Annotated in this window: 13 protein-coding genes and 1 pseudogene; 9 read left to right on the top strand and 5 right to left on the bottom strand. The window is 40.0% G+C overall.

The window, feature by feature from the left end; genetic code table 11:
* Nucleotide 1: 1 nt before the first annotated feature.
* Together FU659_RS27505 and FU659_RS35895 are read left to right on the top strand one after the other, a co-directional pair.
* On the top strand, nt 2-304 hold the full coding sequence (locus tag FU659_RS27505; RefSeq protein ID WP_147950492.1) for a hypothetical protein: 303 nt from the start codon (nt 2-4) through the stop codon (nt 302-304).
* 40 nt (nt 305-344) lie between these two features.
* Nucleotides 345-557, top strand: a complete 213-nt coding sequence (locus tag FU659_RS35895) for a hypothetical protein (RefSeq protein WP_187274440.1) — start codon at nt 345-347, stop codon at nt 555-557.
* Between the two features lie 88 nt (nt 558-645).
* Here the strand turns inward: FU659_RS35895 and FU659_RS27510 are convergent, their stop codons facing one another.
* Entirely contained in the window at nt 646-834 is a 189-nt protein-coding gene (locus FU659_RS27510; protein ID WP_147950493.1) for a hypothetical protein, read from the bottom strand.
* 23 nt (nt 835-857) lie between these two features.
* The gene (locus FU659_RS27515; RefSeq protein ID WP_147950494.1) at nt 858-2081 is read right to left on the bottom strand and encodes a stalk domain-containing protein; all 1224 of its coding nucleotides are present in this window, start codon (nt 2079-2081) and stop codon (nt 858-860) included.
* Nucleotides 2082-2220: 139 nt separating this feature from the next.
* Between FU659_RS27515 and FU659_RS27520 the strand changes: the two genes are divergently transcribed.
* Nucleotides 2221-2583 carry a helix-turn-helix domain-containing protein gene (locus FU659_RS27520; protein WP_147950495.1) on the top strand — a complete coding sequence of 121 codons (363 nt, stop codon included), beginning with the start codon at nt 2221-2223 and terminating at the stop codon, nt 2581-2583.
* 452 nt (nt 2584-3035) lie between these two features.
* Entirely contained in the window at nt 3036-3578 is a 543-nt protein-coding gene (locus FU659_RS27525) for a site-specific integrase (protein WP_147950496.1), read from the top strand.
* A 466-nt stretch (nt 3579-4044) separates the two neighbouring features.
* Here FU659_RS27525 and FU659_RS27530 read toward each other — a convergent pair whose 3' ends face one another.
* The 3 genes from FU659_RS27530 to FU659_RS27540 all read right to left on the bottom strand — a co-directional run bounded on the left by FU659_RS27530 (nt 4045) and on the right by FU659_RS27540 (nt 5753).
* The gene (locus FU659_RS27530; protein WP_147950497.1) at nt 4045-5001 is read right to left on the bottom strand and encodes a hypothetical protein; all 957 of its coding nucleotides are present in this window, start codon (nt 4999-5001) and stop codon (nt 4045-4047) included.
* Between the two features lie 231 nt (nt 5002-5232).
* Nucleotides 5233-5478 carry a hypothetical protein gene (locus tag FU659_RS27535; protein WP_147950498.1) on the bottom strand — a complete coding sequence of 82 codons (246 nt, stop codon included), beginning with the start codon at nt 5476-5478 and terminating at the stop codon, nt 5233-5235.
* Nucleotides 5475-5753, bottom strand: coding sequence for a hypothetical protein (locus tag FU659_RS27540; protein ID WP_147950499.1), 279 nt, complete (start codon nt 5751-5753; stop codon nt 5475-5477). The genes FU659_RS27535 and FU659_RS27540 overlap by 4 nt, the downstream gene beginning before the upstream one ends.
* 222 nt (nt 5754-5975) lie before the next feature.
* Here FU659_RS27540 and FU659_RS27545 point away from each other — a divergent pair, with 222 nt between their 5' ends.
* From FU659_RS27545 to FU659_RS27565, 5 genes and pseudogenes are all read left to right on the top strand, one after another.
* Nucleotides 5976-6548: a helix-turn-helix transcriptional regulator gene (locus FU659_RS27545; protein WP_147950500.1), complete on the top strand. Its 573-nt coding sequence runs from the start codon at nt 5976-5978 to the stop codon at nt 6546-6548.
* 305 nt (nt 6549-6853) lie between these two features.
* Nucleotides 6854-8122 (top strand): IS110 family RNA-guided transposase, encoded by a 1269-nt coding sequence (locus FU659_RS27550; protein WP_261808092.1) that lies wholly within the window; start codon nt 6854-6856, stop codon nt 8120-8122.
* A 71-nt stretch (nt 8123-8193) separates the two neighbouring features.
* Nucleotides 8194-9321, top strand: a pseudogene (locus FU659_RS37745) (polymorphic toxin-type HINT domain-containing protein); the annotation flags it as partial.
* Nucleotides 9322-9341: 20 nt separating this feature from the next.
* Nucleotides 9342-9725 (top strand): Imm8 family immunity protein, encoded by a 384-nt coding sequence (locus FU659_RS27560; protein WP_147950501.1) that lies wholly within the window; start codon nt 9342-9344, stop codon nt 9723-9725.
* Nucleotides 9726-10537: 812 nt separating this feature from the next.
* Nucleotides 10538-11014: a hypothetical protein gene (locus FU659_RS27565; protein ID WP_147950502.1), complete on the top strand. Its 477-nt coding sequence runs from the start codon at nt 10538-10540 to the stop codon at nt 11012-11014.
* The last annotated feature ends 344 nt before the right edge of the window (nt 11015-11358 follow it).

The raw sequence follows: 11358 nt of genomic DNA on the forward strand, positions 1-11358 counted from the left end.
TGTGGATATATTACACAAAAAAATCCAAGAAATGAAACAAAGACCTGGTATGTATATCGGGAAAAAATCTTTACATCTACTCCAGGCATATCTGAATGGTTACATAGCCTATCATAACGAAGTAAATAAAGAACCTAATTATTTTTTTCTTTCTGAATTTCAAGAATATATTCAACGGCGATATAATATAAATACAACCCATAGTTGGGCTGAACTGATTACTTTTTTCTCAAGCAACGACAATGATGCTTTCGATAAGTTCTATGAGTTACTAGATGATTTTTTCGCGGAAAATACACGTTAATATTTCCCACCTTGCGACTAACCCTCGTAAGGTTTTCTTTTTGTCTGCCGCTGTATCGCTAACAACAAATAACCGCTACTACAATGCTAGCGGCGCACATTGTGACATCAATTCAGCCGAACAGATTTTAGCCGCTGAGCGTTATTCCAGTGTCGAAGGCATTTACTATCTCTTACAACTTGTGAACGCTCAGGATGCGTGTAAGCAAGGCAGATTGATTATGGCATGTTGCAATCAAGCGTTAACAGCCTGAAAAAACTGATGAAAAAGCAAAAGGAAGCAACCTAAATTAAGCTGCTTCCTTTTCTTTCAACTCAAATATTTAAAGTGAAATTGGCGCTTTATTTCTTGTAGGGCTTCTCATTTTCCCACTTTTTTTGATCTTGCTTCTGCTCCCACTTGTGGAAATCTTGCAATTCTTTATTGGTTGCATCTTCTAGTCTTTTATGGGGTTCAGGACTACAGCCAACCAAACATAAAAATGTTACAAGAACTATCAAGCTAAGAGTACCTTTACCAGTTACTTTCATATTTACACCCCTGTGATATTGTTCTATTTAAGATTCAATTGTCCTTTGAAAATAGTGAAAATGGAATGCGTCACAGTGACAGTACCATCACTATTAATGCTAATTTCTGTTGGCTTATAGCTTGTAGGATAGAATGAATACCTCTTTTGGTAAAATGCATCCAAAAAGTAGCTATTGACTCCATTTTTCTTCGTTACTTCATTTAACTCATTTACGAGTGATTGCAAGCCATTTTGCAGATCTGACTTATTGTTAAGTAGAACTTCAAGGAAATCAAGATAATCGTCGTTAGAAATCGTTGCCATGATTCTCATTTCGCCATTCTGAGGTAAAGCAATTTGCGGCATTTGGTATGTAAAATGCAGTGTCTTACTACCTAGCGTTATTGATGAAAATTTAGCTTGAATACTTGCCAATACAGCGTCCGCGCCAGTGGATGTTGAGGTAGAGGATTCTTCTGCCGTTGACTGGCTAACGAGAACGTCATCCTTAAACATGCCAGTAGCAGTAAATCTCCCCGAAGGATCGTATAGCTTGCCTTCACCATTTCTTTTGCCATCTTTAAACATTCCAACGTACTTGCTTCCATCCTTAAGCGTTAGAGTGCCTTTGCCATAAAAATTCCCATGTTTTAGTTCACCTTCATATTTACCCCCGTCTGAGAAAGTGTATACACCAGTGCCATCTGGAAAGTTGTCTTTAAATTCACCTTCATACTTCGTTCCGTTTGTTGTGAATATTCCTTTCCCATTTGCCTTACCGTTGACAATATCTCCAACGTACTTGGCTCCTTGGGCGTATAGTTCTCCTTGTGGCACTTGCTTCTTAGAGGTGATACTAACTTTTCTTAAATCCCCATCCCAAGCGATTTCATTTCCACTTGCTTCTCCAACAAATCGAAGTGGGACAAGAGTATTTCCATCGATGATATTTGGTGGAACCTCTAATGTTGTTGCCTTACCATTGAGAACCGCATTGGTATCGCCAATCTTCATTTGAATATTCAATCCATCCTTGATTCCTGTTATTGTATTCGTATTTGAGTCCCAAGTAACTTTTAAGCCCAATTTTTCGAAAACTGCTCTGATTGGTACTAGTGTCGTACCATCTTGAATGATAGGCGCTACTTCAAACGCTAGTTGTTGACCATCTACGAATACCGATATGGGCTTCTGGGTATCAGCTAATGCAATGCTAGGAACGGCTATTGCCATACAAACAAATGATGCAAGTGTCTTTCGAATCATCCTAATCCCTCCTTGGAATGAAAAATTTGTCGCAATTCATAACATCGTATATATACGAAGTTTACAATTATATTTCTGGTATGAGTCCCTGTTTTCATATGCATCCCTCTCATACGCTTGTATATAGGAGCGTGATGCTATGTCAGCGGATTTTATCAAAATGGTTGGAGAGCGAATCAGGACTTTAAGGAAAGAAAAAGGCTACACACAAGAGTCATTAGCAGAAAAATCAGGTGTATACATCACTTACATATCGGATATCGAAAGAGGTTCAAGGAATATTTCCCTTGAAACGCTTGAAAAGGTACTTGTTGCTTTAGAGGTCAATGCGGTAGAGGTATTTCGTGTTGAGGGCATAGAAGGCATAGAGGAACGCAATGATAAACAAGTGCTAATTAACGCTTTTCATTCGCTATTGGCTGGTAGAGAGCTAGAAGAAGTGCAAATGCTTCTGAAAGTGGCAAAGGAAGTTCTGGGGACGTTTGATCGACTTGGGAAGTAGATTATCAGGGATACACAAAGGAGCCGCAGATTGAATCCTGCGGCTTTTGATTTTGCACGTGATGTTGACCATGCTTAGTGTCTTACATAAAATTCAAGTTTCATGTAAGGTAGAGATTCATGATAATGTCGCTGGTTTGCTGTGCATATGCCATCAGCGGGAAAAGTGAACAGCAAAATGGTTAAAAGTACCCTGGGGTATGCGGAACATAAATTAAACGATGCGTCCAATCACTTTGCAAACTCAATCAATCCGTCCGACTCACCACGATCTATGCCATCCGTAGCCCCAAGCCACACAATCCTTATTTTGTTGCATCATGAAAATCCATGAAAGCTTATACAGCCAACGTTTGTGCCGATTCCATGAAAATTCCTACTGGACAATGCAACATAACGTTTGGTACAGTCCCAGCCAATGCAACATATTGTATGGGATAAGGGGAGATTCACTTGAACGTAGTCCAGCCGATTCGTGATAAAAACAAGATTGAAGCAATCAAAGACCTACTACGTCACCAGTCCATACGGGACGAATTTCTATTCACACTTGGCATTAACAGCGGACTTCGCATTTCTGATCTACTGCCGCTACGTGTATGTGATGTGAAGGATAAGTCGCACATTACAATCAAAGAGAAGAAAACTGGCAAGGACAAGCGTTTCAAGATCAACAGTAACCTTCGCACCGTCATTGATGAATATATACGGCGTATGGACGAAAAAGAATTTCTGTTCGCTTCTAGGAAGACAGGGTTGCCGATTCGCCGTGAACAAGCTTATAAGATACTCAACAACGTTGCTAAGGAGGTTGGGCTTGGCGAAATTGGTTGCCATACCATGAGGAAATCATTTGGCTTCCATTTCTACCAGAAGACAAAGGATGTAGCGTTGCTACAGGAATTGTTCAATCATTCTGCGCCGAGCGTGACGCTTCGTTATATTGGCATTAATCAAGATATTATGGATAAGGCTATTGATGATTTTAGCTTATAAAATAAGAAAGAGCCTCGAATGGAATTGAACGTGAATGCCCATCATGGCTGTTGCCTTATTTTAAGTGGAGAAATGTAACTGGTTACTTTATTTTAGTATGGGAAAACCCTTGTATTATAAGCAAACAACGATTTGCCGTTGATTATCTTAGTTATCGCAGCTTCTATCGTGAAATAGTAAATCCTTGTTGACCTTTCAGCCATGTAAAATCACCTATGTTTGTCGTAGAATTTAATAGGGTTCGCTCGGATGAAGCATTCAACAGCATCTTTATTAAATAGCAGAAGTCTGGCTAATGTGAAAAGTGCAATGGAATCCATTGTAAAAGAAACAGGTATGTTAAACGGGGTTAATATAATTCATCCCATACTCACTACCGTACGAACAGAAGCCAAGGAGAGAAGCACAGTCTGAATTATATTAACCCCGAAGAACGTACCTGTTTGTATTTCATTTCTTTTTGTTGTTAAAATGGAAGCATATTATCATCTATATCAATTACTGGTGGAGACTCGGAGAGGAAATCGAAACTTTGCTTTCCGATTTTGCCGTATTCCTTTTCATATGTCCACAGACTCATTACTTTCCTTTTCGTTATTGATACGGATTTCTTCCCAAAAAGAACATATGGCTCAGTTTTATAGGTATTGGCTTGCCATAAGTGCTGTGGAAGGTTTAATACATAAGGCTGGACTATACAATCTATCATATTATGTTCCTTAAGCTTTGTCAGATACGTGTCCAATGTTGTAGCCTTTATGCCCGTTTCCTCCATAATTCTCTGCAGAGAAATGTCAACGCCATTTGTAAACAGATCGTTTTTATGTTTTAGAAAGGCATACAAATAAAAACCCACCGTATTGATTTCTGCATAACTCATGCAATACATGAACACTTCAAAAGGAATAAGATGGGTTTTGTACACATCGTAATAAGTGCCATCTAAAACCCTTTCCTCTACAGATTCTTGGGTTCTGTGGAATGCCTTTATAGGTAACTTAACTTTAAAATTCTTATAATTATCAAGTCTTATCGGGCAATCTGCTTTATTTTGCTCATTGGTGTAGAAATCAAGAAACCCGTCATCAATGGATAGAAGGATGGGAAAATCGGTCGTAGTCTCCAGATAACCAAGTGTCTCTAATACGCCATCCTTCTTGATCATGTAATCCAATGTTTTGTTGGTTTTGGCGTAACCCAATATCTGTTTAATTTTATCTTGTGTCATCTTTTCGTAGTAATAGTATTTACAATAACGGTAAAGCCACGTACATAAATACACATAACTGTAAGCAAAAGCAATATGGCTGCTATCCTCCAAATTTTCGCTGGATAGGAGGTCATCAAATATTTCATTTGGCATGTATAATGTTGTCTCTTTGTTCGTGTAATCGAACAATTTAATAATTTCAGTGGCTTTCATGGATCTGTTTCTCCTTTTTCTCATTTGAATTTAGTATTCTTGTTACTTCAAAACTTACATTTTAATCCAATACATTCATAGAAATCATCCCCATTTTCATTCCTTTTCATAAATGTTCAGCAGAAAGAAACATGGCAAGTGATTGCCACGTTCTTATGCATATTTCCCTGCAAATATTTCCATCAGAGCCATTAGAGCTTCTCAGCCTACTGCGAATAACTAAAACTACAGTCATCTAATCTCATAAGCCAACAAAAATTTCTTCAACCGTAGGTGTAGTAGGTTCGTCTGACAATCAATCTCCAGCCCATGAACCATCGTTATAACATCCTCAACCATCAGCATATGCAGTGACTTTCCTTCTTTCAGCACCGCATCCATCACAGCATTGATCGCAGTTTGACATGTATGAATTTTGCTAACAAGTTCATCTTCCTCTAAAACTAATTGCTCATATTTCAGCATTTCTTCGCTCATACGTCACGCTCCCTGCTGGAATCGGAGAGGATAATGCTTTGTTTAAGTTTGAGGGCTAATGCTTGTTTTTCAAGACTACTCCGCATGTTATATAGGGTTTCGACTACTTCTGATAGTGTAGATTCATGCAAAATTGATCCTAGAAGCAAAGCGGATTGAATGATTTGCTCCTGAAGGTATTGCAGGGTTTTCATTTGATGTAATAAATTGTGTTCTCCGTCGGAAACATTAAAGTACTTTTGTTTCATGGAAGACGTTCTTGCTTCATCTTTCATTATTGATTCAACTCCCTTTAGCCAAGTTCACGGCTTGATTGATAATACCAGCAGCCAGACTGTAGTGTGTTTATTCGGGAGTTGTCAAGAGAAAGCTCCATTCATCGATAATAACCGTATTGTATCACTCTACCAAATTAAAGTCAAGTCAATATAAACTTGACTAAAAAGATTGTGGATGGTATACTTCATTCATAAACTTGGAAGCGGTGGACACTAAACATGAAAAACAACATAAAAGCTATTCGTAAAATACGGAACATTAGCCAGCAAGTCATTGCTGATGCTTTAGGAGTCACCATTACAGCCGTTAACAAATGGGAGAACAATCTCACTATCAAGATTCCAGATAAGAGGGTCAAGCAAATTGCAGAAGTGCTGGGCGTCAACGAAGGAGATATTTATTCGGAGGAGTTAGATGAAGCGAAAATTAAGATGGCTGTCGTCCAAGGTGAGATCGAAAAACTTCAAAAAGATGGGTATGTCGTTTTTAATTTTGTAAACGATGCAACAATGGATGATCGGGACTATGACGCTATTAATGAAAGATTTGAATGGAAGCGCAGCATGTATCCCATTATCGAATCCTTCGTTAATGAAAACTTTTCAAAGGCATTAACTTACAAAGACCAAGTTGTTCTGGGCAAGAATATGGCTTTGTATTTGAGTGAAGATTCGGATAAGTTGGAGTTTCTTCAAAGGGTAGTTCAATTTTTGTCGGATTCAGATGCATCGCATGATGCTGATCTTGTAGCACTTTATGAGAAGCATAAACAAAAGAATCTGCCAGAGTAACATGTTTTTCCTGAAATATCCATTATTGACAATTGAGTGACGGGCGTGTAGTATACCAGCCAGCCTGGTTGTCTTACGTCCGATATTGAAAGGTGAGATGTGATGATAGATAACCAAGCAATGAGGAAATACATTTACCGAATCCAAGTCGTTTCAATCACATACGCTTGACTTTGAATGTTTATTGAGAGGGAAATATTGCTTAGGTATCTTTGTGGCTCAGACCACTTGAAATGAGGATGCAAATTCCCTTTGAACTAAGCATTCAAGGTTAGCGTATAGATCATGTGGAAGAAGGTAAATGCATGAAGGAACACGTTGATTTGCAGCAGAAATGGGAAGAGACCCGTATGAAGCATATATTTGTAGGCATTGACCTACATAAACGGCAACATGTGGCGGTTTTCCTCAATGGATTTAAGCGGAAACTGGGTGAGTTTAAATTTGACAATAAACCGAATGCTTTTCCGTTGTTATTGCAGGAAGTAAAGAAGTATTTGAAGAAGGGCATGAAGGCGATTTACGGTTTAGAGGACACAGGTGGTCTTGGCAGGGCTTTAGCGGTGTATCTTGTGGAGCAGAAGCAAACCGTAAAGGAAGTCAATCCTGCACTCGCTAACGGTGTGCGTAAAGCCAATCCTATCGCAAGGAAGTCAGACGAATGGGATGCGGAATGTGTTGGTAGCGTCCTGGTGGACAAGCTAGAATCCTTGCCTGATGCGAATCCCATAGACCAGTATTGGGTTATCGCTCAACTTGTGACAACACGAACAGCGATAGCTAATGAACATAGGATTCTTGTCAATCAACTTCATGCTCAAATTTCCCATCACTATCCAAGTTATCGGAAGTTTTTTAGCGAATTGGATGGGAAAACGTCTCTGGCTTTCTTTGAACGTTATCCAGCTCCGCATCATTTGGATGGTGTAAGTGTTCAAGAGCTTCGGGAGTTCCTTCTAGTACCCAGCAATTATGCTTGTTCCTTGAAAAGTGCAGAGAAGATTCTAAACCTTGTACATGAAGATGGTTCCACCAAGCGGAACTATCAGGAGGACAGGGATTTTATTATACAAAGTCACATAAGACGCATACGTACTTGTAAAGAAGAAATGCAGGCAATTGAGGAACGATTGGTTATATTGATGAAGGATACGGGTTATAAGCTTGACACCATGTATGGTGTTGAGGTTGTAACAGCAGCATCATTTGTGGCTGAGATTGGTAGTATTGGGCGATTTAGCAATGCAGATAAGCTTGCCAATTTTTCTGGTATTGCTCCTGTACTGTATGGTTCTGGCGACAAGCACAAGCATTATAAGTGCAAGCAAGGGAATAGAGCCTTGCATGAGTTGTTTTATCGGCTGGCGTGTAGACAGATTGGCACGAAGCGTGGGAGTGGCGAACCTAATAACCCCTACTACTATGAGTATTATCAGCAGAAGTTAGCGGCAGGGAAGACAAAAACTCAGGCAATTATTTGTATCATGCGAAAATTGGTTGATGTGATTTACGCTTTGATGAAAAACAAGACGGAATATGTAATGCCAGCGGTGCAAATGAAGCAAGCTGGATGATATAATGAGGTGGTAACTGGAAGTTAATGGTTGCCACCTTTTCTATCGGTGCATGACGCTTTATTAACTAGGATACGTATGAAGGGCAGATTGATAATCCGCTGAGTTTGAATCGGTATACGTATGTGAGTAACAATCCATTGAGATATACTGATCCTTCAGGGCATGAGCAAATCGTCGAAGGAACTCCTGGTATTGGTTATATGGGTGAGGTTTACACCCCTGGTTTCTATCAATCAGCAACGAATGGGCTAGTAAGTGGATTCCAGTTTGCAGGTAGTGTAGTGAACTTCATGGTGATGGATAATATTAACACCATTGTTGACCCCAATGCATCTACGTTTAATAAATCTTTAGCTATTGCAGGTTTTGTACCAGTTGGCAAGGTAATTTCAGGTGGAAAGCTTGTAATTAAGCTTGTAAACGGAGAGCGACAAATCACAAGAGCTGTAGAGTTATCAGAAGATTCTTGGAAGGCAGCAGCCAACTTGGCTTGTAACTGTTTTGTAACGGGAACTAAGGTTCAAACAGACGAAGGGGAGAAGAATATCGAAGACATTGATGTCGGAGATAGGGTTCTTTCTAAGGATGAAGAGACTGGCGAGGTAGCTTATAAAGAGGTAACGGCAACGTTCAACCATGAGACGGATGAGATTTACATGATTACTGTGGGCGACCAAGTGATTGAATCTACCTTCAACCATCCGTTCTATGTGGAAGGTAAGGGATGGACATTCGTCAAAGACCTTAAAGTCGGTGACTTGCTTGTTCAGAGCGATGGGAATACACTCAAGATTGAGAGCATCGAACTGTTGCACAAGCACGTTACGGTTTACAACATGACCGTTGATAGGTTCCATACGTACTTTGTTAGTGACCTTGGGATTTGGGTGCATAATACCAATTGCTTCAGTGGTTCAGGTGCTGATCTGGCAAATTTTGCGAGAAACTCTAAGTCAATTGATGGGCTGCAAGGTATGACTATATCTGCTGATTTAATTAATGAAGCAGCAATTAATTTTGTTGGAAAAGGTGCTAAGATACAAAAAGTTGATGGCGGAATGCTATACACCAGTAAAAATGGATTAAGTTCAGTTAGAACAGGTCAAAAATACGGTAAGAATGTATATGAAGCAAACTTCGAAACCTTCGATAGCAAAGGTAAGCAACTCACTAATTATCATGTTCAAATTGAATAATTTATAATCGAGGTGACTCTATGATAGTACCAATTTTGAAAAGAGTTTTATTGCGTGGTGAACCAGAGCAAGAGGATGATTTTGCACTACCTGCAAGTGCAGACATTGGATCTAGCAATTCAGATGGAGTTGACTATTTCTATTTCAGAATTATGACACCCAAAAGATTACTTACCATTCTAGAAGAAGATAAGGTCTTAGATGGTAGGGCGACATTTATTATCAATAAATTTGATTTGACTCTTGTGGAAGAGGAAATTAATAAAATATTGGAAGATTGTATTCGTCCCACATGGGATGAAGTAGCGAAGGCTATTAATCGTCATTTGAATTGGGAATACGATAACGTCCATTATGAAACACTTGAAGAAGCGATGAGAAGATTAGAGGACAATGATAAATGATTCTAAGGCATCACTGACTGATTTATCTCCAACCAACCTTGCGACTAATCCTCGCAAGGTTTCTTTTTGTCCGCCGCTGTATAACTAACAACGCAAAGAACGGCTAGGAGGGTATGCACGGCGGTATAATTCCTTTATTTTAATAAATAGTATAGAGTTCTCTCGGCTACGGAAGTCAGTTCAATCCAGTCACCCATATGCCTCCGAGCGCATTCCACGTACTATAAATATCAGGCTTGGATCGATGGCAAGAATGCCACATGGGGCTTCTGTAGGTTGGAGATCGAAAGTTACCTCCCCCACCAAGGCGACTAAACGGACGCTACGCGTCCAGAAATCGCCCTATATGGGCTGAATGATCGTATACCGTTAACTTCCGTCTGTCTGAGAACGAGAATGAAAATCTACCTAGTTTAAACCCCCCGTAACCATTTCTGGAAGGACGAAGCGAAGCGAGTCCTCCGAGCGTGAGCGAGGAGTAGAATCCCAGTTTACGAATAGCCCCGCCCCCCTAAGCCCTTCTAGCGATTCTAGGACGCTGAGCGTCCGTTCTCGCTGGAGGGGCTATTTGCGTATGAAGGATTCGACTACTTGGGGGTAAGTATGTGAGGTTGCCTTGTTTAAATGCGTTGTAACCACGGTCTTCTCCCCTTTCGTTTCTTAGAACTCCGAGCGATTGTTTTATGACCTATAGCTGCCTGTTGCTAAAAATATGTTCCCGAACATGGCACACACATGGAGTACACTTCTCCCTCCCTGCTTTATTTACGGTAAATGCTCCACAAGGAGCTTTATACCGAAGGAGGAAGAAGATGATGGGCTATAACTGCCAGATGACGATAATTGGAAACTACTTGAAGGTGAAAAAGTACGGAAAATCCATAGCCCCGAATAGAACGAAACCCCGTAATACGAAAGCTCAGCGCCTAGCGGAGATCGAAGCTATAAAGGCCAGCCCTACCCTGACGAATGTGCAGAAACAGGTTCAAACGGCGATACTGGAGCCTTTGGATATGGAAGAGTTTTCAGAGAATAGAAGAATCCCGAAGTCTAGACGGCTTACGTTGGTTGAACGGGAACGGTTCGAAAACCTGATGGAATTGAACTTTACCAAAGGGCATAAGTACATCACCCTGACGTATGGGAAGGAAGCTGTTTCGCTGGATGAAGCGAGTAAGGACTTTGAGAACTGGATGAAACGGATGCGGGAGCGATACGGAGACTTCAAGTATCTGGCTGTGCGCTCGTTTCAAGGACGGAGTACGTCGAATTTCCGTATATTTCCATAATTAGAGTGCCGTAAGTCCTCCACCGTACTGTGCTCAATCACAAGGTTGCCATTTATGCTCCGTAAAGATTTAGTCAGATTACCGATCATTAAACAATGTTACATACTAATTTATTAAGCGTATATGTTTTAGAATTTTACTTTTTGGAAATGCTTTGTAAGGTATGGTTTTTACATACAACATACTATCGAAAAGAGGCTGATTAGTTTGATAGAAAGAGCGCTTAATCTTGATGACGAACTTAGGGCTCTTCGCTGCTTACTATTGGTAATTAAGATTATAGAGAAAAGAATAGAAACAAGCTTCTTACCAGCCTATGCTAGAATCTCATAGCAAATGAAAGC

The sequence above is a fragment of the Paenibacillus sp. N3.4 genome (genome assembly GCF_008017805.1).
GTDB lineage: Bacteria > Bacillota > Bacilli > Paenibacillales > NBRC-103111 > Paenibacillus_E.

What these genes read in the sequence shown, in the direction of transcription:
- FU659_RS27510 (WP_147950493.1), bottom strand. Translation starts at nt 834, where the DNA reads ATGAAAGTAACTGGTAAAGGTACTCTTAGCTTGATAGTTCTTGTAACA.
- FU659_RS27515 (WP_147950494.1), bottom strand. Translation starts at nt 2,081, where the DNA reads ATGATTCGAAAGACACTTGCATCATTTGTTTGTATGGCAATAGCCGTT.
- FU659_RS27520 (WP_147950495.1), top strand. Translation starts at nt 2,221, where the DNA reads ATGTCAGCGGATTTTATCAAAATGGTTGGAGAGCGAATCAGGACTTTA.
- FU659_RS27530 (WP_147950497.1), bottom strand. Translation starts at nt 5,001, where the DNA reads ATGAAAGCCACTGAAATTATTAAATTGTTCGATTACACGAACAAAGAG.
- FU659_RS27535 (WP_147950498.1), bottom strand. Translation starts at nt 5,478, where the DNA reads ATGAGCGAAGAAATGCTGAAATATGAGCAATTAGTTTTAGAGGAAGAT.
- FU659_RS27540 (WP_147950499.1), bottom strand. Translation starts at nt 5,753, where the DNA reads ATGAAAGATGAAGCAAGAACGTCTTCCATGAAACAAAAGTACTTTAAT.
- FU659_RS27545 (WP_147950500.1), top strand. Translation starts at nt 5,976, where the DNA reads ATGAAAAACAACATAAAAGCTATTCGTAAAATACGGAACATTAGCCAG.
- FU659_RS27550 (WP_261808092.1), top strand. Translation starts at nt 6,854, where the DNA reads ATGAAGGAACACGTTGATTTGCAGCAGAAATGGGAAGAGACCCGTATG.
- FU659_RS27560 (WP_147950501.1), top strand. Translation starts at nt 9,342, where the DNA reads ATGATAGTACCAATTTTGAAAAGAGTTTTATTGCGTGGTGAACCAGAG.
- FU659_RS27565 (WP_147950502.1), top strand. Translation starts at nt 10,538, where the DNA reads ATGATGGGCTATAACTGCCAGATGACGATAATTGGAAACTACTTGAAG.